This window comes from Rhodobacteraceae bacterium M385 (assembly GCA_025141835.1).
In the GTDB taxonomy this organism is placed as follows: Bacteria; Pseudomonadota; Alphaproteobacteria; order Rhodobacterales; family Rhodobacteraceae; genus Gymnodinialimonas.
Genome location: CP081102.1, coordinates 1,103,201 through 1,126,704, shown reverse-complemented (window position 1 = coordinate 1,126,704; position 23,504 = coordinate 1,103,201). Strand labels below are relative to the sequence as shown.

General features: G+C 62.1%; 23 protein-coding genes. 12 read left to right on the top strand and 11 right to left on the bottom strand.

Annotated elements, in window-relative coordinates:
- Window positions 1-81: 81 nt before the first annotated feature.
- Together K3728_05510 and K3728_05505 are read right to left on the bottom strand one after the other, a co-directional pair.
- Window positions 82-660: a DUF2726 domain-containing protein gene (locus K3728_05510; GenBank protein UWQ96688.1), complete on the bottom strand. Its 579-nt coding sequence runs from the start codon at window positions 658-660 to the stop codon at window positions 82-84.
- A 121-nt stretch (window positions 661-781) separates the two neighbouring features.
- Window positions 782-1,021 carry an accessory factor UbiK family protein gene (locus tag K3728_05505; protein ID UWQ96687.1) on the bottom strand — a complete coding sequence of 80 codons (240 nt, stop codon included), beginning with the start codon at window positions 1,019-1,021 and terminating at the stop codon, window positions 782-784.
- A 119-nt stretch (window positions 1,022-1,140) separates the two neighbouring features.
- Here K3728_05505 and lgt point away from each other — a divergent pair, with 119 nt between their 5' ends.
- Genes lgt through pgeF form a run of 3 tightly spaced genes read left to right on the top strand, consistent with a single transcriptional unit; the run spans window position 1,141 to window position 3,839 of the window.
- Entirely contained in the window at window positions 1,141-2,049 is a 909-nt protein-coding gene (gene lgt, locus K3728_05500) for a prolipoprotein diacylglyceryl transferase (protein ID UWQ96686.1), read from the top strand.
- A gap of 7 nt (window positions 2,050-2,056) precedes the next feature.
- Window positions 2,057-3,079, top strand: a complete 1,023-nt coding sequence (locus K3728_05495; GenBank protein ID UWQ97459.1) for an SAM-dependent methyltransferase — start codon at window positions 2,057-2,059, stop codon at window positions 3,077-3,079.
- Window positions 3,080-3,095: 16 nt separating this feature from the next.
- On the top strand, window positions 3,096-3,839 hold the full coding sequence (gene pgeF / locus K3728_05490; protein ID UWQ96685.1) for a peptidoglycan editing factor PgeF: 744 nt from the start codon (window positions 3,096-3,098) through the stop codon (window positions 3,837-3,839).
- Between the two features lie 576 nt (window positions 3,840-4,415).
- Here the strand turns inward: pgeF and K3728_05485 are convergent.
- Together K3728_05485 and K3728_05480 are read right to left on the bottom strand one after the other, a co-directional pair.
- On the bottom strand, window positions 4,416-6,428 hold the full coding sequence (locus K3728_05485) for a sulfotransferase (GenBank protein ID UWQ96684.1): 2,013 nt from the start codon (window positions 6,426-6,428) through the stop codon (window positions 4,416-4,418).
- A 3-nt stretch (window positions 6,429-6,431) separates the two neighbouring features.
- The gene (locus K3728_05480) at window positions 6,432-6,932 is read right to left on the bottom strand and encodes an Lrp/AsnC family transcriptional regulator (GenBank protein UWQ96683.1); all 501 of its coding nucleotides are present in this window, start codon (window positions 6,930-6,932) and stop codon (window positions 6,432-6,434) included.
- A 187-nt stretch (window positions 6,933-7,119) separates the two neighbouring features.
- Between K3728_05480 and trxB the strand changes: the two genes are divergently transcribed.
- Complete coding sequence (gene trxB, locus K3728_05475; GenBank protein UWQ96682.1) at window positions 7,120-8,115, top strand: thioredoxin-disulfide reductase; 996 nt, start codon at window positions 7,120-7,122, stop codon at window positions 8,113-8,115.
- Window positions 8,116-8,390: 275 nt separating this feature from the next.
- Window positions 8,391-10,466: a bifunctional sulfate adenylyltransferase/adenylylsulfate kinase gene (locus K3728_05470; protein ID UWQ96681.1), complete on the top strand. Its 2,076-nt coding sequence runs from the start codon at window positions 8,391-8,393 to the stop codon at window positions 10,464-10,466.
- Window positions 10,467-10,534: 68 nt separating this feature from the next.
- Here the strand turns inward: K3728_05470 and K3728_05465 are convergent, their stop codons facing one another.
- A complete protein-coding gene (locus K3728_05465; GenBank protein UWQ96680.1) occupies window positions 10,535-10,894 on the bottom strand; it encodes a PRC-barrel domain-containing protein in 360 nt (119 codons plus the stop codon).
- A 131-nt stretch (window positions 10,895-11,025) separates the two neighbouring features.
- Entirely contained in the window at window positions 11,026-12,549 is a 1,524-nt protein-coding gene (locus K3728_05460; protein ID UWQ96679.1) for a 2-isopropylmalate synthase, read from the bottom strand.
- Between the two features lie 160 nt (window positions 12,550-12,709).
- Here K3728_05460 and K3728_05455 point away from each other — a divergent pair, with 160 nt between their 5' ends.
- From K3728_05455 to K3728_05445, 3 genes are all read left to right on the top strand, one after another.
- The gene (locus tag K3728_05455; protein UWQ96678.1) at window positions 12,710-14,368 is read left to right on the top strand and encodes an NAD+ synthase; all 1,659 of its coding nucleotides are present in this window, start codon (window positions 12,710-12,712) and stop codon (window positions 14,366-14,368) included.
- Between the two features lie 213 nt (window positions 14,369-14,581).
- On the top strand, window positions 14,582-15,298 hold the full coding sequence (locus K3728_05450) for a hypothetical protein (GenBank protein ID UWQ96677.1): 717 nt from the start codon (window positions 14,582-14,584) through the stop codon (window positions 15,296-15,298).
- An 83-nt stretch (window positions 15,299-15,381) separates the two neighbouring features.
- Window positions 15,382-17,331 (top strand): cation:proton antiporter, encoded by a 1,950-nt coding sequence (locus K3728_05445; GenBank protein UWQ96676.1) that lies wholly within the window; start codon window positions 15,382-15,384, stop codon window positions 17,329-17,331.
- A 61-nt stretch (window positions 17,332-17,392) separates the two neighbouring features.
- Here the strand turns inward: K3728_05445 and K3728_05440 are convergent, their stop codons facing one another.
- Together K3728_05440 and K3728_05435 are read right to left on the bottom strand one after the other, a co-directional pair.
- Window positions 17,393-17,611: a DUF1150 domain-containing protein gene (locus tag K3728_05440; GenBank protein ID UWQ96675.1), complete on the bottom strand. Its 219-nt coding sequence runs from the start codon at window positions 17,609-17,611 to the stop codon at window positions 17,393-17,395.
- The gene (locus K3728_05435; protein UWQ96674.1) at window positions 17,611-18,063 is read right to left on the bottom strand and encodes an Hsp20 family protein; all 453 of its coding nucleotides are present in this window, start codon (window positions 18,061-18,063) and stop codon (window positions 17,611-17,613) included. Before K3728_05435 ends, K3728_05440 begins: the two co-directional genes overlap by 1 nt.
- A gap of 171 nt (window positions 18,064-18,234) precedes the next feature.
- On the opposite strand from K3728_05435, the gene K3728_05430 reads away from it, so the two are divergent.
- The 3 genes from K3728_05430 to K3728_05420 are packed head-to-tail and all read left to right on the top strand — an operon-like array spanning window position 18,235 to window position 20,050.
- The gene (locus K3728_05430; GenBank protein ID UWQ96673.1) at window positions 18,235-18,453 is read left to right on the top strand and encodes a DUF465 domain-containing protein; all 219 of its coding nucleotides are present in this window, start codon (window positions 18,235-18,237) and stop codon (window positions 18,451-18,453) included.
- 57 nt (window positions 18,454-18,510) lie between these two features.
- Window positions 18,511-18,993 (top strand): 5-(carboxyamino)imidazole ribonucleotide mutase, encoded by a 483-nt coding sequence (purE, locus tag K3728_05425; GenBank protein ID UWQ96672.1) that lies wholly within the window; start codon window positions 18,511-18,513, stop codon window positions 18,991-18,993.
- Window positions 18,986-20,050 carry a 5-(carboxyamino)imidazole ribonucleotide synthase gene (locus tag K3728_05420; protein UWQ96671.1) on the top strand — a complete coding sequence of 355 codons (1,065 nt, stop codon included), beginning with the start codon at window positions 18,986-18,988 and terminating at the stop codon, window positions 20,048-20,050. Before purE ends, K3728_05420 begins: the two co-directional genes overlap by 8 nt.
- Before the next feature lie 103 nt (window positions 20,051-20,153).
- Here the strand turns inward: K3728_05420 and K3728_05415 are convergent, their stop codons facing one another.
- The gene (locus K3728_05415) at window positions 20,154-20,879 is read right to left on the bottom strand and encodes an alpha/beta hydrolase (GenBank protein ID UWQ97458.1); all 726 of its coding nucleotides are present in this window, start codon (window positions 20,877-20,879) and stop codon (window positions 20,154-20,156) included.
- Window positions 20,880-20,954: 75 nt separating this feature from the next.
- On the opposite strand from K3728_05415, the gene K3728_05410 reads away from it, so the two are divergent.
- Window positions 20,955-21,413, top strand: coding sequence for an NUDIX hydrolase (locus K3728_05410; protein UWQ96670.1), 459 nt, complete (start codon window positions 20,955-20,957; stop codon window positions 21,411-21,413).
- On the opposite strand, the gene K3728_05405 is transcribed toward K3728_05410, so the two are convergent.
- Together K3728_05405 and K3728_05400 are read right to left on the bottom strand one after the other, a co-directional pair.
- A complete protein-coding gene (locus K3728_05405; GenBank protein ID UWQ96669.1) occupies window positions 21,383-22,252 on the bottom strand; it encodes a DMT family transporter in 870 nt (289 codons plus the stop codon). The genes K3728_05410 and K3728_05405 overlap by 31 nt on opposite strands.
- Window position 22,253: 1 nt before the next feature.
- Window positions 22,254-23,396 carry an alpha-D-ribose 1-methylphosphonate 5-triphosphate diphosphatase gene (locus K3728_05400; GenBank protein ID UWQ96668.1) on the bottom strand — a complete coding sequence of 381 codons (1,143 nt, stop codon included), beginning with the start codon at window positions 23,394-23,396 and terminating at the stop codon, window positions 22,254-22,256.
- Between the last annotated feature and the right edge of the window lie 108 nt (window positions 23,397-23,504).

Here is a 23,504-nt window from a genome sequence, read left to right as displayed (position 1 = left end):
CAAGATGATCCACAAGTCCGTGAGTTATCCACAGATTTATGTGCATAACCGCTGAGCAAATTGTGAGTAAGTTTCGCGCGCCTACTCCGCCGCAACCCGCGATATCGTCCCCAACAGGTCATGCAAATCGCGCCGCTGACCCGCTGTGAGGCCGGATTTCGCGACCTCCATAAACGCGATGTCGGCCTGTTCACATACCGCCCGCTTTACGGCATCTCGCGCCCGAGCGTCGCCCTGATAGTGGCCTGAGCCTTGGTATTCAATGACGCAACACGCCATCCAATTCGCATCAACGATCAAGAAATCGACGCGCTTGGGGTTGAAGGCGTTGAAAACGGTTTGCCATTTGGACTGCGGCATCCCCTTTCGATCAAGGCGCAGAAACTCTCCCATCGAGACTTGGGCCAAAAGGGTATGTGAACCGCTTTGCCGGACAATATCAGCCAAGGCCCGATGCACTGCACGCTCGGCTTGGTTGAGCACTGGCACCGCGCGCACCGGGGCGCGACGGATCGCGCGGAGAACTTGCCTTGAATTGGAGCGCGGTCGCCGACGCCGCGACGTGCCCCCCAAAAGGAGGCAAACAATGGCAATACCCACGGCGGCATAAACGCCAAGGGGCAATTCGATAGCGAAGGGAATAATATCCGAGAGGTCCATAGCGAACCGATTTCACGACAGATTGGCAAAAGTTTGACGCTTTGGCCGCGCCGTTGCCTGCAACCATGAAAAAAGCCGCCTCGGTCAGAGGCGGCTTCAAATACTTCGCTTGGGGAGGGCGTTACTTGCCTTCCAGCGCGTCCAGACGGGCTTTGAGCACCTCATTCTCTTCGCGGGCTTTTTGGGCCATCGCGCGGACGGCGTCGAATTCTTCGCGGGTCACAAGGTTCCGGTTCGCCAACCAGCGATCCATCATGCCGTTCATCGCCGTCTCGGCCTCGTCCTTGGCACCTTGGGCCACGCCCATGGCGTTGGTCATCAATTGGCTGAGGTCGTCCATTACTTTATTGCGGGTTTGCATCGGCGGGCTCCTACTTCTGTTAGGACGGATATGGGCGTTGGCCGCACAGGTATCAAGGTTGACAACGTCGCAGCGGCCCCCCACCCAAGGGGGAAAATGTGACCGCGAGGCCCCTTCATATGCACGCCATTCCTTTCCCGCCGCTCTCGCCCGAGTTGTTCGAGATATCGCTCGGCAGCTTCACCTTCGCGCTACGGTGGTACGCTTTGGCCTATCTGGCGGGGTTGGGGCTTGGCTGGTGGGTCATCATGCGCGCGTGCAAGCGGCCCGAGTTATGGCCCCACAACACGCCTCCGATGCTGCCCGAGAAGGTAGAGGGTCTGCTGACGGCGGTCGTCATCGGCGTGATCCTGGGCGGGCGGCTTGGCTACGTCGCCTTCTATCAACCGGGCTTCTACCTGGAAAATCCCGGCCTGATCCTACAGGTCTGGCAGGGCGGCATGTCGTTTCACGGCGGGCTTTTGGGGGTGACGATCGCGGCGGCAATCTTCTGCCGGATCAACAAAGCACCGCCGTTGCAGGTGGCCGATGCCATGGCGATGGTGGTGGGCTTTGGCCTTCTGTTCGGGCGATTGGCGAATTTCGTGAACGCAGAGCTGTGGGGCCGCGCCTCGGACGCGCCATGGGCGGTGATCTTTCCGGGTGCGGCGGCACAGGATTGCGCGGGGCCAGAAGGTTTGGTGAATTATCTGGGGGCGACGGTCTGCGCGCGCCATCCCTCGCAGCTTTATGAGGCGGCACTGGAGGGCGCGTTGCTGCTGGCGGTCGTGCTGACGCTGGCCTTCAAGGCCGGGTGGCTGAAACGCCCCGGCGCGATCACGGGCATGTTCCTGCTGATCTACGGCGCGTCGCGCTATCTGGTGGAGTTCTTCCGCCAGCCCGACGCGCAATTCGTGGGCCCCGACAACCCAATCGGCTACGCGCTGGCCCTATCGCCCGAGGTGGGTCTGACCATGGGGCAGATCCTGACGATCCCCATGGTGCTGGTGGGCTTTTGGTTAATCCTGAGGGCAAAACGTGTCGCTTAAAGAACGCATGATCGCGCGGATCACCCGCATGGGGCCAATGTCCTTGGCCGACTACATGGCCGAGTGTCTGCACGACCCCAATCACGGCTATTACGCCACCCGCGATCCTTTGGGAGAGAGCGGAGATTTCACCACCGCGCCCGAGATCTCCCAGATGTTCGGAGAGCTGATCGGGCTGTGGCTGGCGCAGGTCTGGATGGATCAGGGCGGTGGCGCGATGCGGCTGGTGGAACTTGGGCCGGGACGCGGCACGTTGATGGCCGATATGCTAAGGGCGACACGGGCCGTGCCGGGGTTCCACGCGGCGATTGATCTGCATTTGGTAGAGGCCTCTCCGGTGCTGCGCGCGGCGCAAGAACAAACGCTGGAAGGCTACGAGCCGACGTTTCATGACAATCTGGGCGACGTGCCGGAAGGCCCGATGCTGTTGATCGCAAACGAATTCTTTGACGCGTTGCCCATTCGCCAGTTCCAGATGAACGACGCGGGCGATTGGCAGGAACGACAGGTGGGCACGGCAGATGGCGCGTTGATCTGGGGCCTCGCTCCCCCCGCCCCGCTGGAGGTCCGAGAGGGCTTTACCCCCGGCATGATCGTGGAAACTTGCGCCCCCGCCCAAGCGATAGCGGGGGAAATCGGCCGCCGCGTGGCCCAGGGCGGCGCGGCGCTGATCGTGGATTACGGCGATTGGCAAAGCCGGGGCGACACCTTTCAAGCGCTGGAAAACCACGCCTATGCCGACCCGCTGGCCACCCCCGGAGAGGCGGACCTGACCGCTCATGTGGCGTTTGAACCCATCGCGCAAGAGGCCGGGGTCAATGCCGCGCCGCTGACCACACAGGGGGTATTTCTGGAACGTCTGGGCATCACGGTGCGGGCTCAGGCCCTGGCCAACAAGCTGGACGGACCCGCGCTTGACGCCCTGATCGCCGCGCACCGACGCTTGACGCACCCCGACGAAATGGGGACGCTGTTCAAGGTGCTGGCGCTGACCCCCAAGGGCGCGCCCCCGCCCCCTGCCCTCGACTAACGCCGGAGCTTTGTTGATGACCCTATCGCCCCTGACCTCCCCCCTATTGGACGGCGTGACCCACGGGTTTTTCACCCGCGAAGGGGGCGCTTCGACCGGGGTGTATGAAGGGTTGAACTGCGGCACAGGATCATCCGATCAGGCGGACGTGGTCGCCGTGAACCGCGCCCGCGTGGCCGAGGCAATGGGGGTGAAGGCACTGGCGGGCGTGCATCAGGTGCATTCTGCCACAGCCGTTGAGGCCGATCTGGACGACAAACCCAAGGCCGACGCACTGGTGACCGCAACGCCGGGGGTGGCGCTGACCATCCTGACCGCCGATTGCCAGCCTGTGCTTTTTGCCGACACGAAAGCGGGCGTCATCGGCGCGGCCCACGCGGGCTGGAAGGGCGCGGTGGACGGCGTGCTGGAAGCGACGCTGGAGAAGATGGAAGGTTTGGGCGCCGACCGCGCCCGTGTGAAGGCGGTAATCGGCCCGTCGATCAGCCAAGGCGCCTATGAGGTGGGCCAAGAGTTTCTGGAACGCTTCATGGATGAAGACCCGGACTATGGGCGCTTTTTCGTGAACGGTGTGGACGGCAAGTATCAGTTCGATCTGGTGGGCTTTGGCCTGTTTCGCCTGCGTGCCGCTGGCGTGGCCGAGGCCGAGTGGACCGGCCATTGCACCTATTCCGACCCCGCCCGGTTCTATTCTTACCGCCGCACGACCCACCGGGGTGAGGCGGACTACGGACGGCTGATCGCCTCGATTCGTCTGTAGCGCGGGCGGACCAGTCCGATTCTGGGATTCGGGCCGGAAACAGCACCGCGATTGGTTCCGAATTGGACACAATCACGGCGCGACCTGCCCCAAGTTGAGCACAATTTGAAATACTTTGGCGAACAAGCCTAATGAAACAACGCTTTTGTGCCGCATTCCCCGCCCCAAAATTTCCCCGATGATTCATCGCCTGTTAGAGATTTCGCCCCATAAGTGACCCAAACCCGAGCCAGATTATCTGCAACGGAACAAACGCAGCTCGAAACTGAGCGCTCGGCAAAAGGATCAGGAATATGAAAACGCGTCGCTGGATGAAAACGGTCTTGAACGAAGCGAAAAAAGAGCAGGTGGAATTGCCGTGGTCGCGCAAAGTGCGTGCTGTACGGCGTGCGGAGAAGCCGCAACTACTGACCGCCGCTGAATAAGCGGTAAGACCCCGGATAAACGACCCCGAGGCCCCAAAAAATAATATAGCTACCACGGGCGCAGCTAGAATGGCTGCACTTCGTGGGATTGCACGGAAGGGCAGCCAGAATGGCCGCCCTTCTCTCGTTTCATGAACGGGGTCAGCGCCGGTTAAGGCGCGACCTGATAGCTTTGCTCCAAAGCTTGGATCAACGGCTGCAATGCCGTCTCATGGCGGCGCCAGCCCGCAACGGCGGCGGTGCCAATCGGTTGACGGGCCTGCGCGAAACTGAGGGTCTGGATGCGCCGCCCCGACGCCTCGGGGGCAAGGCAGGCATCGTTCCAAGGCAGATCGACCCCAGCAAGCAACGCGCGGATCTGGGGCTCGGGATCAGCGGTAAGCGCCTCATATTCCACCACATGGACCCGGTCGGGCAGCGCCTTTTGCCAGAACGCAACCACGGCATCATGCAAGCGCATGTACTGGCCCATCGCCTGCAAATCATAGGCGTAGCGGTGAGTGCCTTCGGGGAACATATTGCGATATAGCGACAGTCCGGTGTCGCGATGATCGCGTTTGACCAGCACGAAATGAGCACCCGGAAGCGCCCGCGCGGCGTGCCCAATGCGGGAGAACGTGGCGATTGCCTTGTCCGCGATCACCCGCGCCCCCCCGGTCCGGCGCTGTGCGCCCGCAAGGTAGCGCGTACCGGCGGTGGCCAGCACCTCGGGCGACAGCGTATCATGGCGCAGTGCCTCCAACACGGGGGAAAGCGCACGGGTGAGGAAGGGCATCTCGCCGCCCGCGACCACATCGGGGTGGGCCGCAAGGATGGTCTCGATCAACGTCGTGCCAGAGCGCGGCAGACCGGTGACGAAAACCACCGGATCAGCGGGGCCGTTGGCGGGCAAGTCCTTGAGGGTGTTCCACTCGGCTACCAGCCGCCGCGCCTCGGCCAGATCGGCGTCAAAGTTGTACGGATAAGCCTTTGACATCAATCGGTTGGCCACATCGAGATGCGGGAAAACGGCGTCGTGTTCACCCATATCCCCCCGCGCTTTGGCGGCAGCAAAATGCAGGGAGGCCCGGTCGTAGGGTTTGAGGTCCGCACGCGCCAAGGCCGTTTCCAGAAGCGGCAACATCGGGTCATCGGCGGTGATCTTGCGCCCGTTCATATAGGCGCGAAAGGCCTCTCCGCTGGTGGGATTGGCGGTGATGGCCGCTGATAGCCCGGCCTCGGCAGCCGAGAAATCGCCCGCGGATTGGTGCAATTGCGCCCGGTGGGTCAGCAGCGCGTCAGTGGGGGAGGTCAGCGCGTGGTCCAGCACCGCCTCGGCCCCTTGGATGTCGCCAGATTCCTCTAATCCCGTCGCGGTCGAGCGCAACAAAGGCACCCGCGCGGCACCAGCTTTGATCGCCACTTTGGCAGCCTCAAGCGCGCGGTCGCCCTGCCCGGTTTGCGCCAAGGATAAGGCCAGCTCTGTCGCCCCGCGCATGGTCTTGGACGCAGCACCTTCCAGCGCGGCGACGGCATCTTCCGGCCGTCCGGTGTCACGGAAAAGGCGCGCGCGGGCGACGGTGGCCTCGGGCGTGGACAGACCCGCCAGAGTGGCTTCGGCCTGGGCTGGACGCCCCTCCGCCCCGTAAGCGCGGGCAAGAGCGAGCCGCGCGGGCGCGTGGGATGGATCACGGGTTGTCGCAGCCTCCAGCGCGGCGACGGCGGGTTTTGACAGCGCAAGCCGCGCCTCCCCCAGCAGATAGACCGGCCAGAACGCCACGGGCGCGCGTTTGTTCAGGGCGATGGCAGCGGCCTCGGCCTGTTCTGCACGGCCCGCCTTGAGGGCTTGCAGGATCGGGCGGGCGTCAACCTCGGACCCCAGTGGGATCTTGGCGCGCTGCGCTTCTTTTTCCAGCTTCACCCGCGCCCCGCCCCGCAGGACGCCGTGCAGACCTTGCCAAATCGCGGCCTCTTTCGGTTTGCGTTTCAGGGCCGCGCGAAAGCCTGCCTCGGCCTGTTTGGGATCACGACCCGAAAGGCAACGAGCGCGTTGAAAAAGCACCTCGGGGATGTCGGGTTGTACGGCAAGGATACGGTCATAAAGCGCCAAAGCCGCATCGGTTTGGCCCGCCTGTTGCGCGGCCAAACCCTCACGATAGAGGGCGGTAAGATCAAGCGGCGCCACGATTTAGGCGATCTGCGCGAGGCGGTCTTCCATCACGTCAAATGGCACGCCGGGGGTGTCTTTCGCGCCCCGGATCACCAAAGACGTGCGCACGGATGCCACGTTTGGGGCAGAGGTCAGCTCTCCGGTCAGGAAGCTTTGGAAGGACGACAGGTCCGGGGCGACGCATTTGAGGATAAAGTCGATGTCGCCGTTCAACATGTGGCATTCACGCACCAGCGGCCAGCCGTGGCAACGCTCTTCAAACGCTATCAGGTCAGATTCGGCCTGCGACGCGAGGCTGATCATCGCAAAGACCTGCACCTCGAACCCCAGTTGGCGAGCGTCCACCTCGGCGTGGTAGCCGGTGATGTAGCCCGCTTCTTCCAAGGTGCGCACCCGACGCAGGCAGGGCGGCGCAGAGATGCCGACGCGCTTTGCCAGCTCCACATTCGTCATGCGACCGTCGCCTTGCAGTTCGGCCAGAATCTTCCGGTCGATCTCATCCAGTTTAGTTTGCGGCATTGGTCGTCGTTCCCTGCATGCGCGATTTTCAGATGAACCGCAGCCCTAGTTGTTTGCGCAATTATATTTCACGATCGCGCAAGAATTGGAATAGGTCACGTGCAAGTGAGTGCATTTTGCGGGGCTTTAAACGGGACGCGGAGGGGGATATATCGCGGGGGTCACACCGCCGCTGGAGAGCCAACCCATGTCCGAGACCCGCCACACCCGCCTTCTTATCATCGGCTCCGGCCCCGCTGGCTATACCGCCGGCGTCTATGCCAGCCGCGCGATGTTGGAACCGATTTTGGTGCAGGGCATTCAGCCCGGCGGCCAGTTGACGATCACCACGGATGTGGAGAATTGGCCCGGCGACAATTCCGTGATGGGCCCCGATCTGATGGTCCGCATGGAGGCGCACGCCAAGGAAATGGGAACCGAGATCATCGGCGACCACATCCAATCGCTCGATCTGTCGAAGCGGCCTTTCACGGCGCAAGGCGACAGCGGCACCACCTACACGGCGGATTCGGTTATTCTGGCAACGGGCGCTCAGGCGAAGTGGTTGGGGCTGCCAAGCGAGGAACACTTCAAGGGCTTCGGCGTATCGGCCTGCGCCACCTGCGACGGCTTCTTCTATCGCGGTCAAGAGATTGTGGTGATCGGCGGCGGCAACACGGCCGTGGAAGAGGCGCTGTTCCTGACGAATTTCGCCAGCAAGGTCACACTGATCCACCGCCGCGACAGTCTGCGGGCCGAAAAGATCATGCAAGACCGCCTGTTCAAGAACCCCAAGGTCGAGGTTCTGTGGAACCACTCGGTCGACGAAGTGGTCGGCACGTCCGAGCCGCGCGGCGTCGAAGGGGTGCGCGCCAAGCACGTAGAGACAGGGGAAATCACGGAAATTCCCTGCAAGGGCTTCTTCGTCGCCATCGGCCACGCGCCCGCAACGGAGCTGGTGAAAGACCAGCTAGAGATGCACAATGGCGGCTACGTGAAGGTGCAGGCGGGGACGACGAGAACCTCGATCCCCGGTGTTTTTGCGGCGGGCGATCTAACCGACCACGTCTATCGCCAAGCAGTGACGAGCGCGGGCATGGGCTGCATGGCGGCGCTGGATGCAGAGAAATTCCTGGCCGAGATGGAAGGCGAAGAGACCGCCGACGCAGGTGCCTATGCCGCGCCCGTGGATGCGGCTGAATAAGCGGTTGTGCGTATCGGGGCGGGCTTGCCCTGCCCCCATTGCCCGCCTTGGGTTGCATACAATCTTCGGTAAGTTCCCGAGAAACCTGCCACATTCTTAACGAATTTCGCTTCTAGATAGCCCCAAGCCGCCCCGACATACCCGTCGGGCGTGGCTTTGGTGCGCCGCAAAGTTACTCGGGAAAAATTTTATGTTCACCGATGAACAAAGTTCTTTGACTTGGCAGCCATCTGTGGCATGCGTTCATCCGTGAACAGACACTGGACCCGAAAATAATGCCCTCCCCCGCCCCTGTAACCCTGCCGGAAGATGACCTTCTCTTCCGCCTTCTGCGCCAGATCGATGTCGCGCCAGAAGGATCGCAACGGGTGACGGCACAGGCGCTTGGCGTCAGCCTCGGCAAGCTCAACGCGCTGTTGCGTGCGGTGACCGAGGCCGGGTTCGTGCAGATCAACGATAGTGACAGCCCCGACCGGCGTCAAAAGGTCAGCTATGCGCTGACCCCGCGCGGGGCGGCCCATAAATCGCGGTTGGTGGATACGTTCCTTGCCCGCAAACTGAATGAATACAACGCGCTACACGCCGAACTGACCGGCAAGGCGCTTTCCCCAAAGCTTTCGAAAAATAGGACTACGACCATGGCAGCCCCCCTCCACGCTCCGATCCCGGAGCTTTATGTCTCTTACGACAGCGCCCAGAAACTAAAGATCGAAGCGGCTGAATTGCCCTCTTGGGATCTGACCGCCCGTCAGGTTTGCGACCTGGAACTGCTGATGAACGGCGGCTTTAACCCTTTGAAAGGGTTTATGGGCGAAGATGACTACAACGGTGTGGTCGAAAACATGCGCACCGCCGATGGCACCCTTTGGCCGATGCCGATCACGCTGGATGTGTCTGATGCGTTCGCCGGGGACGTGGAACCTGGCCAAGACATCGCCCTGCGCGACGCAGAAGGCGTGATCCTTGCGATCTTGTCGATCAGCGACAAGTGGACGCCCAACAAAGCCGTGGAAGCGGCCAAGGTCTACGGCGCCGATGACATTGCGCATCCGGCGGTAAACTACCTGCACAACGTTGCGGGCCCGATCTATCTGGGCGGCGCGATCACCGGCATTCAACAGCCGGTACACTATGATTTCCGCGCCCGTCGCGACACACCCAATGAGCTGCGCGCCTATTTCCGCAAGCTCGGCTGGCGCAAGATTGTGGCGTTCCAGACCCGCAACCCCCTGCACCGCGCCCATCAGGAACTGACGTTCCGCGCCGCGAAAGAAGCACAGGCCAACCTGCTGATCCATCCCGTTGTGGGCATGACCAAGCCGGGCGACGTGGATCACTTCACCCGCGTGCGCTGCTACGAGGCCGTGCTGGACCAATACCCCGCCGCGACGACCTCGATGAGCTTGCTGAACCTCGCCATGCGTATGGCGGGCCCACGGGAGGCCGTTTGGCACGGTCTGATCCGCAAGAACCACGGCTGCACCCACTTCATCGTGGGCCGCGACCACGCGGGCCCCGGCAAGAACTCGGCCGGGGAAGATTTCTACGGCCCCTATGACGCGCAGGAATTGTTCCGGGAGCATCAGGAGGAAATGGGCATCGAAATGGTCGACTTTAAGCACATGGTTTATGTGCAGGAGCGCGCCCAATACGAGCCGAATGACGAGATTGCAGACCGCGATAACGTCACGATCCTGAACATCTCGGGCACGGAACTGCGCCGTCGTCTGCGCGAAGGGCTGGAAATCCCTGAGTGGTTCAGCTTCCCGCAGGTGGTGAAAGAGCTTCGCCGCACCTCTCCACCGCGGTCGCAGCAAGGTTTCACTGTGTTCTTCACCGGGCTTTCCGGCTCGGGCAAATCCACCATCGCCAACGCGATCATGGTGAAGCTGATGGAACAGGGCGGGCGTCCCGTGACCCTGCTGGATGGCGATCTGGTGCGCAAAAACCTGTCGTCCGAGCTGGGGTTCAGCAAAGAGCACCGCGATCTGAACATCCGCCGGATTGGCTATGTCGCCTCGGAAATCACAAAGAACGGCGGCATCGCGATTTGTGCACCCATCGCGCCCTACACGGCCACTCGCCGCGCGGTCCGCGAAGAGATCGAGCAGTTCGGCGCGTTTGTGGAAACCCACGTAGCGACCTCGTTGGAGGAATGCGAACGCCGCGACCGCAAGGGCCTGTACAAGCTGGCGCGTGAGGGCAAGATCAAGGAATTCACAGGGATTTCAGACCCTTATGAAGCACCCACCAATGCCGAACTGGTTGTGGATACCGAAGGCATGGACGTCGATTACTGCGCACAACAGGTGTTGCTGAAGCTGGAAAGCATGGGCCTGATCAAGGCCTGAGAAGCGTCCAATTAAAAGGAACCGGCCCTTGCAACACCAAGGGCCGGTTTTGTTTCAGCGCCGCGCTATCAGATCCAATAATAGGGAGCGGCGAAGTAATCGTGCGTCCGCGTTTCCCAGTCCCGGTTGCGATACCAATCATTTGGCCGCTCCGGTGCGCCGGTTAGCTGTTGTTCAGTAATCGCGGTGACATAGCCATTCTTGGACGTGTCATATGTCAGTTTGTTCCACGGAATTGGGTGATGTTCCTCACCCATCCCAAGAAAGCCGCCAAAGCCCATCACGGCGTAAGACACGTTGCCGGACTTCTTGTCGATCATCAGGTGATCGATCTCTCCGACCTTTTCGCCGCCAAGGCCGTAGACCGTGGTGCCGTTCACATCGGCTGAACTGACCAGTGGATTAGTTTCATAGCTGTCGAGTGCCATTGTACGTCTCCTTCTTCGGTTGCGGTAAAGAGGAAACGAATGAGGCCGTGCGAAGTTCCAAGATTCCTGAAGACAAGACGCCGTGCCACACACGCCAGTCGGCGGCGCGACCCAAGCGGGGGCGCTACCCCCTAGTTATCGGTATCGGTCGGATCATCCGCGCCCGGCTCCACCTCGGCGGTGTCGGGCGTTTCGGCGGGGGCGGGGGCGTCTTCACCTCCGCCGGAGGGCAGGCCATTTTCCCAAGCGCCTTCAAGCACTTCACCTGTGGCATAGGTCATTGTACCGTCGCCCTGCCGCCTGCCGTTCACGAATGTACCGACATAGACATCGCCGTTGGAATAGGTCGCGGTGCCTGCGCCGTTGATCTCTCCATCAGCCCAAGCGCCGGTGTAGGTGAAGCCATCGGGCATAGTTAATGTGCCCTGCCCGGCCCGTTGACCGGCGGCGAATGTGCCCTCGTAGGTGGTGCCGTCGGCATAGGTGGCGCGGCCTTGCCCGTGGCGCAAGCCGTCCTCCCACTGGCCCTGATAGCGGTAGCCGTCTGGGTGGCTCATCGTGCCTTGGCCGTGCTGGCGGGCGTTGAGGAATTGGCCATCGTAGACGAGCCCGTTGGCATAGGTCGCCACGCCTGCCCCCTGGATCACCCCATCGACCCAAGCGCCGACATAAGACGCGCCATCGGGGTAGGTGATTGTGCCTTGCCCATGGGCGAGGTCATTGCGGAACATCCCGGTGTAAACCGAGCCATCGGGGTAGGTGACGGTGCCCTCACCCTCAATGCGGCCCTCGACCCAATTGCCGGTGTAGACATAGCCATCAGTCCCGGTGAAGGTGCCCGCGCCGTGGCGGCGATCGGCGGCAAAAGCGCCTTGGTACACATCGCCGTTTTCATAAGTCACACGGCCTGTGCCCTGGCGTTGGCCATTCACCAGCGTGCCCACATAGACGTCACCGTTGGGCTGCGTCAGCGTGCCTTCGCCGTTGATCTGCCCCTCGGCCCAAGCGCCATCGTAGATCACGCCATCGGCCATTTCCAACCGCCCGGTGCCCGACCGGACCCCGCCCGCGAATTGGCCCGTGTAGGTCGCGCCATCGGGATAGGTGATCGTGCCGTTGCCCTGCTTGACGCCATCGACCCAATCGCCTTCGTAGCGGTAGCCGTTGGGGCCGGTCATCACGCCCTCGCCGTGGTGAAGCGCGTTACGGAAGGCCCCGGTATAGGTCACGCCGTTGGAATAGACGGCCGTGCCCTGCCCCTCGATCCGGCCCTCGACCCAAGCGCCCTCATAGGTGGAGCCATCTGCAAAGGTGATCGTGCCGGTGCCTTGGGGCCGCCCGGCGACAAAAGCGCCGACATAGATTGACTGGTCGGGGAACACGGCGCGGCCTTGGCCCCGGATTTCGCCATCCACCCAAGTGCCGGTGTATTCATAGCCGTTAGGCAGGCGATACGTCCCGGTGCCGTGCTGGACCCCGTTGCGGAATTCACCCTCGTAAATTCCGCCGTTGTCGTATTGCTGGATGTCTGTCGTTGTCTCGGCCCCGGCGGCGGCGTCTGGCGTCGCGGCTTCTTGCGCCATGGCGCTGCCTGCGATCATCATCGCGGCGACACCTGCCAAAACTACTGGGCTTCCCAAAATCCGTGACGTCATTGCTCGCCCCCCTCAACCGGAGATGTTGTTCATTTCAGCCGCAAAGCTAGGTGACGATGGGGTTTCGCGCAACGTCTTTAACCTTGTTCGTGCAACGCTTGGCGCTTGGACGCAGGCGCCAACCTGATATGACAGGCGCAACATCCGATGAGGAGGCACCATGGCCGACACCTTTCGCCTGACTTTGGCACAGCTTAACCCCACCCTTGGCGACCTTCAGGGCAACGCCGAGCTTGTTCGCAGGGCTTTCGTAGCGGCCAAGGCCGAGGGCAGTGATTTCCTTGCGTTTCCAGAGATGTTTATCACCGGGTATCAATTGCTTGATCTGGTGATGAAGCAAGCTTTTGCCGAAGACGTGCAGCGGATCATTGCCAGTTTGGCGGCAGAGCTGGCCGACGGGCCCGCCTTTGGCATCGGCGGCCCGATGTGGGGCGGCGACAAGCCTTACAACGCGTACTACATTTGCGATGGCGGCAAGGTCGTCGCCACGATCCTGAAGCACCACCTGCCCAATTACGCCGTCTTCGACGAGGTCCGCTATTACCACAGCGCCGACCCCCAAGGCCCGGTCAGCATCAATGGCGTGCGCATTGGTTTCCCGATTTGCGAGGACGCGTGGTTTGAGGATGTCTGCGAGACATTGGAAGAATCCGGGGCTGAGATCCTGATTTCGCCCAACGGGTCGCCTTATCACCGCAACAAGATGGAACTGCGCCAGTCCGTCATCGTGTCCCGCGTCGTGGAAACGGGTCTGCCAATGGTCTATCTGAACCTGCTTGGCGGCCAGGACGATCAGGTTTTCGACGGCGGATCGTTCGTATTGAACCGAGGCGGCAAGTTGGCGGTGCAGATGCCGCAGTTTGAAGAGGTGCTCGAACAGGTCGCATTCATCCGAGGCGATGAGGGATGGGCCGCCGAGGAGGGCGAAAAAGCGCGTCTGCCCGGAGAATACGAGGCCGATTACCGCGTCATGGTCATGGCGTTGGGCGATTACCTGCGCAAGACCGGCTTCAAATCGGTGGTTTTGGGCCTGTCGGGCGGCATCGATTCCGCGATCGTGGCCTGTATCGCCGCCGATGCCATTGGCCCAGAGAACGTCCATTGCGTCATGCTGCCGTCGCGCTTCACCTCTGAGACCTCGCTTGATGATGCCCGCGATGTGGCCGCACGCTTGGGGGTGCGGCTCGATACGATCCCGATCACGCCCGCGCGTGAGGCGGTTTCAGCATCCCTCGCGCCGCTGTTTGAGGGCTGGGAAGAGGATGTGACCGAAGAAAACATCCAAAGCCGCCTGCGGGGCGTCATGCTGATGGCGCTTTCGAACAAGTTCGGCTCTATGCTGCTGACAACCGGCAACAAATCCGAGGTCGCGGTGGGCTATGCCACGATCTATGGCGACATGGCGGGGGGCTATAACCCGATCAAGGACCTCTACAAAACCCGCGTGTTCGAGACCTGCCGCTGGCGCAACCGAGAGCATCGCGATTGGATGCTGGCCCCTGCGGGCGAAGTCATCCCGCCCCGCGTTATCGACAAGCCGCCCACGGCGGAACTGAGGGAAGATCAGAAGGACGAAGACAGCCTGCCGCCCTATGCGGATCTGGACGTGATGCTGGAGATGCTGATCGACAAGGATCTGAGCGTCGCTGAAGTGATCGCTGCGGGCTACGACGCCGAGTGGGTCCGCAAGATCGAGCGGTTGATTTACCTGAGCGAATACAAACGCTTCCAGGCCGCTCCGGGGGCGCGTCTGACCCAGAAAGCGTTCTGGTTGGATCGGCGTTATCCGGTGGCGAACAGATGGCGTGACGGGGGGTAAGCAGCGGATCGGGCTTCGCCCGATGAAACGTCCAGTGGACGTTTTAAGCTGCGAACGGGCGGAGCCTCGGAGAGGCGGTTCGGCTTTATGTTCGGCGGGGGGCCGAAACACCTGCCGCCCAGAAAATGTAATGGAGGCTTTCCTCCATTGCGGCAAGCGGTCCCAAGGGGGCAGGCTCACCCAAAGCCTCGTCCCTTTCCCGAAAGCGCCGCCATGTTCAGATCGTTCCACCCCGCCCCCCTAACCGCTCTGTGCCTCTTGGCGTTGGCGGCCTGCCAACCCAGCTACGACGCAACGGCTGTTGGGCAGGAACGGCTGGAGGAATGCGTCGCATCGGCCTGCACAACCCTGAACCTCGACGGGGCGGGCCTGCGCGACTATTCGGATCTGGCCGCGACGCCGCAGGTGACATCGTTGATGGTCAGCTACTCAGCCTTTTCCGACCTCTCGGACATTGCCTTCATGACGCAACTGCGCGAACTGCACATGGGGAGCAGCCCGGTGACAGACCTGAGCGGCTTGTCAGCCTTCCCCAACCTGGAACTGTTGCACGCCCAGTATCTTGGGACAGATAACCTGGCCCCGATTGCGCAACTGGACAACCTGAGAGAGCTGGCAGTCGGCACCTCCACCCTGCAAGACCTGTCATTCGTGGCGGAAATGCCCGGCCTGCAACGGTTGTTGGTCATCACCTCGGCCCTCGATCTGGACCTCGCCACCCTTGGCGCCCATCGCGGGTTGCAGACGGTGGAGTTGCGGTCTTCTGACGGGATAGAACTAGCGCCGCTGTTGGCTTTGCCGAACCTGCGAGAGGTCTCGCTGAGCCGCAACTCGGCTGAAATCGGCCCCGCCCAAGCACAGGTCGTGGCGCAGTTGCGTGCCCGTGGGGTCCGGGTGGAGTTGGACCAAATTATCGTCCCCGTTTGTTAAAGCGGTAAGCTCCGGTACAGGCCACTTGCGTTTCCACTCGTGACCGCGTCCCTTAATGGGCACGCAGCACCGGGACCGCAGCCATGACCGATTTCCTCCTCCTTTCCTTCATCTTTCTGATCGCGGGCGTGATTTCCGTGCCGATTGCCAGCCGCCTCGGCCTTGGCTCGGTGCTTGGCTATCTGATCGCGGGGATCGTGATTTCCCCGGTGCTGAGCCTTTTGCGGGTTGATGTCATCTCGATCCAGCATTTCGCGGAATTCGGCGTGGTGATGATGCTGTTTCTGGTGGGGCTAGAGCTGCAACCCAAGGCCCTATGGGACATGCGCGCCCGCCTGATCGGGCTTGGCGGCGGGCAGGTTGTTCTGACGACTTTGGCGGTGATGGGCGTGGCGATGGCGCTGGGACAGGTTTGGCAGATCAGCCTCGCGATTGGCTTGGTCTTCGCCCTGTCGTCCACGGCGATCGTGCTGCAAACCCTTGGAGAGAAAGGGCTTCTGAAGTCCGACGGCGGGCAAGGCAGCTTCTCGGTGCTGTTGACCCAAGATATCGCGGTGATCCCGATGTTGGCGCTTTTGCCGCTTTTAGCGATGCCGGAACTGGCGGACATGGGGGCTGATGCCGCCCACAGTACCACGGGGCACAGCGGCGAGGACGCGCTTGGCGCGGAGGAGCACGCGGGCGGCGATCATGGCAGCGCCATGAGCCTCGTGTCCGGCCTGAACGGTTGGCAAACCGCCCTTGTGACCCTTGGCGCGGTGGGTTTCGTGGGGGTTGTGGGCTCTCTGCTGACCGGGCCGCTGTTTCGCTTCATCGCCGTTGCCAACCTGCGCGAGCTGTTCACCGCCACCGCTCTGATGATGGTCATCGGCATCGCCCTTCTGATGTCGCTTGTGGGCCTGTCCCCTGCCCTTGGCACCTTCCTTGCGGGCGTCGTTCTGGCCAATTCCGCTTACCGCCACGAGTTGGAGTCCGACATCGACCCGTTCCGGGGCCTGCTTCTGGGCCTGTTCTTCATGACCGTCGGCGCGGGCGTGAACTTTGCCCTTTTGGGCGAAAATCTTGGGGTCGTCTTGGCCATGACCCTCGGGTTGATGGCCTTGAAGGCGGTGATCCTGATGGTTCTGGCCTATGTGTTCCGCATCAAGGGCTCGGATAAATGGCTGATGGCGCTTAGCCTTGCCCAAGCCGGAGAGTTCGGTTTTGTGCTGCTGTCCTTCACCGTCGCCAACAACGTTCTGCCCGAAGACCTGTCGGACCTGTTGCTGCTGGTCGTCGCCCTGTCGATGTTGCTGACCCCAGCCCTTTTCATCCTTTACGACCGGGTCATTGCGCCGCGCTACTCCGCCTCGGAAGCGAGGGAGGCCGACACCATGCCCGAGGATGTGAAGATCATCATCGCCGGCGCGGGCCGCGTGGGCGGCCTGATCGACCGGATGTTGCAGGCTGCGGGGCACAAGGCGACAGTGATCGACTATAATTCTCGCACGCTCGAGATCATGGCCAAGTTCGGGGTAAAAAACTACTTTGGCGATGCAACCCGCCCCGACCTTTTGGCTGCCGCCGGGTTGGCCGAGGCCAAGGTCCTGATCGTTGCCATTGATGACCGCGAAAGCATCAACCAGATCGTGAAATACGCCCACGCCACCTACCCCGATCTGCACATCATTGCCCGCGCCAGAGACCGTGATCACGTCTACGATCTTTGGGCCCACGGCTGCCGCGATATCATCCGCGAAACCTACGACAGCACCCTGCGCATGGGGCGATCCGCCTTTCAGGCCATGGGGCAGGACCAGGACGTGGCCCAAGCGATGGTGGATGTCTTCAACGACCATGACCGCCGCGCAATGTTGGCGGTGGCAGAGGTGCATCAGGTAGGCGTCCCCCCGCACGAGAACCCCGCTTACGTCGCGCGCGTACAATCTTTGCGTGACGAATGGGCCGACAAAGTCCGCGCCGACGTCAATGCCGTGCGCGAGGGCCGCGAAAGAAGCGAAATCGACCCCTCTGAAAAAGACACGCGCGGCTAGGGGTTTGGGCCCAGAACCTCGCCCACCGCCATGAAGACAGCAGGCGCGGCACAAGTATTTTCTAGTGAACGCTCAGGGGCGTCATGTCGTTTTGGCGGGCAACCACAAAGGCCAGCTCACGGTCGCGCACAAGGGCCAGATGTTCGCCATCCTCGCCGCCAATCGCATAGAGCGTCTTCAAGCCTTCGGCCTGCTCCTGCACCTCTGCGGGCAGGTCATCGACCGCTACTTTGCGGATGTAGACGATCTTTTGCTCCGTCGGTGTATCTGCTTGAGTCATTAGCTATCGCCTCCGGTGTTAAACGGGCGGCTTTCCCCGCCTTTGGTCTGGATCTTGATGGTTTGCACGACGCTGTCGGGCACGACGCGGGTCAAATCGACGTGGAGAAGCCCGTTCTCCATCGCCGCGCCCGCCACATCTACGCCGTCTGCCAGTACGAACGAGCGCTGGAACTGGCGCGTGGCGATGCCCCGGTGCAGGAACACCCGCTCGGCGCTGGCCTCGCCCTGTTTGCCCCGGATCACCAGTTGGCGGTCCTCTACGGTGATCGAAAGATCATCCTCGGCAAAGCCCGCAACGGCCAGCGTGATACGGTAAGCATTCTCGCCGCGTTGTTCGATATTATAGGGCGGATAGCCCTCATTCCCGGATTTGGCAGTCCGTTCCACCAGCCGTTCCAGCTGGTCAAACCCCAACAGATAGGGGTGGGTCGCAAGGGTCAGTTTCGTCATTTCAGGCACATCCTTAAGACAAGCGATCTGCGGCACGGTCAGGCCCCCCGCATTCGGCAGAGCCCCGTTGCAGGAAATATGGGGGCCAAAGGCGCGCCCTTCAAGCCCGAGAGGCTTGGAGCGCACCGGTATAGGCGCTAAGTTAGGGGTCGGAATCAGGGAAAGCCGCCGATGAACGCGCCATCAGAGATGAACCACGAGGACGTCTTGGCCGTGCAGTTGCGCGTTTTGCGCCGCGAACACCGCGATCTGGACGATGCAATTGACGCGTTGCAGCAATCGGTAAACCCCGATCAATTAACCCTGAAACGGCTGAAAACCCAGAAGTTGAAGCTGAAAGACCGCATTTCGCGTGTCGAAGATGAACTCACCCCCGATATCATCGCTTGAGCCCCTCCGCGCGACCCGTATAGTGCGCGCTCCTTCAGGGCCAAAGGCGGAGAGATTATGGTTCAGGTCGCGATCATCATGGGGTCTCAATCCGATTGGCCCACAATGCGGGAAGCCGCCGATATTCTTGATGCCTTGGGCGTGCCCTTTGAGGCAAAGATCGTCTCGGCTCACCGCACGCCCGACAGGCTGTGGGATTTCGGCAAAGGCGCTGTCGACGCGGGCCTGAAGGCGATCATCGCAGGCGCAGGCGGGGCGGCGCATTTGCCCGGCATGGTGGCGTCGAAAACCCGTGTGCCCGTGATCGGAGTTCCGGTGCAGACACGTGCGCTTTCCGGCGTCGATAGCCTCTATTCCATCTTGCAGATGCCCAAGGGCTACCCCGTGGCGACCATGGCCATCGGTGCCGCGGGCGCGGCCAACGCGGGTCTGATGGCGGCCGCGATCCTTGCCAATGAAGACGCGGACCTTGCCGCCCGCCTTGACCAATGGCGCGCCGACCTAAGCGCCTCCATCCCCGAGGTGCCAAGCGATGACTGATCCCCTTCCCACAGGCGCCACCATCGGCATCCTTGGCGGTGGCCAATTGGGCCGTATGCTGGCCATGGCCGCCGCGAACCTCGGCTACAAAGCCCATATATTCGAGCCCGGCGCCGCCCCCGCCGCCGATGTGGCCCACGCCTGGACCCAAGCCAGCTATGATGATCTCGACGCCCTGCGCACCTTTGCCGAGGCCTGCGATGTCATCACCTTCGAGTTTGAGAACATCCCCGCTGACGCGCTCGACGTGATCTCCGCCACCACGCCCCTCTTCCCCGATCGCCGGGCGCTGGAGACCAGCCAGGACCGCTTGATCGAGAAAGCCTTCCTGCGTGATCTGGGCCTGAAAACCGCCCCCTATGCGCCTGTCAGTGGCGATATCCTGACGGTTCTGGAAACCACCGGCACCCCGGCGATCCTGAAAACCCGCCGCTTCGGCTACGATGGCAAAGGCCAGGCCCGCGTCATGGAGCTCTCCGAGGCCGAAAGCGCCCTCGCCACCCTGCAAGACGCCCCCGCCATCGCTGAAGGATTCGTTAATTTCTCCAAGGAAATCAGCGTCATTGCGGCCCGTGGTCAGGATGGCTCCGTCGCCGCCTTCGATCCCGGCGAAAACCTCCACAAAGACGGTATACTCGATACAACCACCGTCCCCGCTGCCATCGCCCCCGGCCTGCGCATGGACGCGGTCCTCATCGCCTCGCAAATCCTCAACGCGCTCGATTACGTCGGCGTCATGGGCGTCGAGCTCTTCGTCACCCCCCAAGGCCTTGTCGTGAATGAGATCGCGCCGCGCGTGCACAATTCAGGCCACTGGACCCAGGCGGGCTGCGCCGTGGACCAGTTTGAACAACACATCCGCGCCGTCACCGGCTGGCCCCTCGGCGATGGCAGCCGCCACGCCAATGTCACCATGGAAAACCTCATCGGCGATGACATCTCCCGCGCCACGTCCCTCGCGGGCGAAAAGGGTGTGCAAGTCCACCTCTACGGTAAGACCGAAACCCGCCCGGGTCGCAAAATGGCCCACATCAACCGCGTCACAGGCCCCGCCTAAAAGGGGGCCACACCGCTCCCCCCTTCACCTTGGCCCATACAACTCAATCCGGCGCTTTCCCCCCTCGCAAACCTAACGGCAAAACGCCCCGCACCGAACACCCCTACTCGATCAACTCCCCGATCGCGCCGATCACGCTCAACTCGTGATCGAACGCCCCCGTCTCCAGAAACGCCTCCACCTGCGCGATCACCAGGGGGCTGTTCATCATGAACGTATGGGTCACCGGCAGCACGATATGGTCGGCCATGCCGTCCACCTCTGTGCTGTCCACCCCCACTTTGCCATCATCGGGGCCGGGGATCAGGGCGGAGTAGAACGGGTTCAACGTCCGGTTTCCGGCAATGACCCCCAGATCAAAATCCACATCCCCCAGCCGGTTCACCAAATCCGTGGGGTCCGTTCCCAATTGCATCCCCGCCGGGCCGTTGAGCCACTCAAACGGCTCCAGCGGTCCGAACACATCCACCAATTCCGAGCCGCCATTGGGCGGGGCCAACATGACCACTCGGCCCAAAAACGGCGTCCGGTGCTCGCCCAACCAATAGCGCGCCAGAATGCCGCCCATGGAATGGGTCACAAAATGCACCCTCTGCATGCCGCACCGCGCCAAGGCGGGCGGAATCGTGTCGTCCGCCAGTTCCGCAATCGTCGCCCGAGTAGAAGGGTAGCTGCGGTTCTCGACCTGATAGCCAACCGCCTCCAGCCGCTCTTCCAATACAAGCAAAGAGGTCTCGCTACGCGCCAACCCGTGCAGCAAAACCACGCAATCAGCCCGTGCCGGGGCAGTCAGAAAAACTGCTGCCAAAAGGAAAATCACCAAACGCATAGTCCCTAGATAGGCCAACATGCGCCCCCATACGAGGGGCTTGCCCTTCTTGTCGCGCCCCGTCAGGTTCTGACCATGTCCAATCCCGCCTCCAAGCGCCCCATTCGCATGGCTGTCCGCGGCCTCCTGATGGTCGATGACCGCCTCCTTTTGGTGAATGCCTGGCCGGAGGCGAAGTCCGATCTGATGTGTGCGCCCGGCGGTGGGGCCGATCCCCATCACTCCCTTGAGGACAACCTGAAGCGAGAATTTCAGGAGGAAACCGGGCTGGAAATTGCCGTCGGGGCGCCTTGCCTCGTGAATGAATTCCACGACCCGCGCCGCCACTTCCACCAAGTCGATGTCTATTTCCGCGTCACCCTGATCTCGGGCGACCCCTTGCAGGCCTGGACCGATCCGGAAGGCATCGTCACCAAACGCCGCCTCGTGTCACGGGCCGAAATGGCCAGCATTCGCGTGAAACCCGATAGCTTGGAACGCATCGCTTGGGACGGCGGCTTCTACTACGATCCCTTGGAACTCGCCATCCGCTGAAACAGGCCAAGGCCGTAAGCAATGCCCCCCAAGGTGACCAAACCGGCCCCCAACATGCGCCATGTCACCACCTCGTCCAATAGCGCCACGCCTGCGGCCATAGCGATGATCGGCACCGTCAGTTGCAGCAGCGCCGAGGTCGATCCCCCAAGACGCGGCAAAACCGAATACCAAAGCGCATAGCCAAGCCCCGAGGTTACAGCCCCCGCCACAATCGCCAAGGCAAAGCCTAACGGCGTCGTCTCTACCCCATCAATCTGGGCAGGACGCAGCATCGTCAGCAACAACAATGGCGGCACCGACCAAATGAAATTCGCCCCCGTCTCGGCCATCGGGTCTAGCGCGCGACGCCCCGCGAGGCTGTAGATCCCCCACCCCACCGCTGCCACCAACATGGCGATGACGGCAACCGCCGGAAGAGCCGTCGGTCCCGTGGGCCAGCTCAACCACGTCAGGCCCGCTAGGGCCAGTGCGGCCCCGATCCAGCGGCGCAGCGGCGGGCGTTCGCCCTCAAACAACGACCCGGCAAACATGGTGACCTGAACGCCACCGAACAGGATCAAGGCCCCAAGCCCCGCATCCATCTGCACGTAAGCAATTGAAAAGCCAACAAGATAAAGCGTAAGGCTGCCCGCCCCCACGATCCGGGCTGCGCGAAACACCGGCAGGCCGCGCCGCCGAGCCAAGACCAGAACGGTCAGCATTACCGCCCCGGCGAAGGCGCGGACCAAGGCGAACAACAGCGCGTCAATCTCTGCGCCACCCACCGCCATCCTATTGAGGATCGAGTTCGCCGCGAAGGCCACAAGGACCACGCACACCAGAAGCATAAATCGCACGTCAGCCCACCATTCTTGTTGCAAGTTCACCGGTCAAATGCGTCACGCGCCCGCCACAGATCACACCCTCGATCCGGCGGGTCTCTGCGTGCATCACCACCAGATCAGCGCGCAGCCCGGGCACCAATTGGCCCCTGTCCTTCCATCCCATCACCCGTGCCGGCCCGGCAGAGATCAACCCCCAAGCCTGCGGCAACTCCATCCCATCATCCCAAAGTTTCAGCGCCGCCCGATGCAGTGAGGGGTAATGGTAATCCGATACCAAAGCCGTCACCCAACCCTTTAAAATCAAATCTTTTGCCGCGATCTTCTTATCGTGTGATCCGCCGCGCACGACATTGGGAGCGCCCATGATAATCGGCTCTCCGGCCTCATGTGCCGCCTCCGCCGCCGCAAGCGTTTCGGGGAACTCGCATATGTCTGCGCCCAGGGCCCGGTTGCGGGTGCGATCACTCGCGGTGCGATCATCGTGGCTGCCGATGCGCACATGAGCCGCCCTCAGCTCTGCCGTCAGCGCGGCAACGGCTATTTCAGCGCGAGGCATGTTTTCATGAAGCTCTTGCAGCATTGCCAGATGCGCCTCGGGGGAGCGCCCCGACTTCAGCGCCTGCCCGGTCAGCCGAGGCGGGCGCTTTCCGGCAGCCAAAGCCTTGTGGGGAAGGTGATCGTTCAGCACCACGTAACGGATGCCCCCTTCCGCGATCAATGCGGCGGCGCGGGTGAAAAGGTCCGAAATCGCCACCTCCAGCCGCAGTTGGATGTGCAGGTCCGTCGTCGCCTGATAATCCGCCACCGCACGCACCAGCGTTTGGGCAAAATCCGGCCCCCGCATCCCGCCTTCCCACGAGAAAAACTGCGCCAGCATGGCGGTAGTAATGCCGTTGGCCGCCAACTCTGCCTCGACCGCGCGAAGGCCAAGGGCGGGGTCCGACTGCGCCCCACGACGGGGCGCCATGTGGTGTTCAAACCCGTCGCCATGCAGATCGACAATGCCCGGCAGGATCATGTAGCCCGCGGCATCAACGGTGCGGGAGGCCTTCGTGCCGATAAGCCCCTTCGAGGTCGAAAGATCAGCCACCTCAAGCCCATCGGTCCTGAGAACCTGAGCATTTTGAAACGTAATGGAAAGGGGCGCGTGGGGCATGGGGTTTTCTGTCAGCAGGCGCGGTAAAAGAAAAGAGCAATGCCGTAGACGTGACAAAGGCCCCACGAGGGGGCCTTTGCACTGCCGTTGTGGCAGACTTTGTTAAAG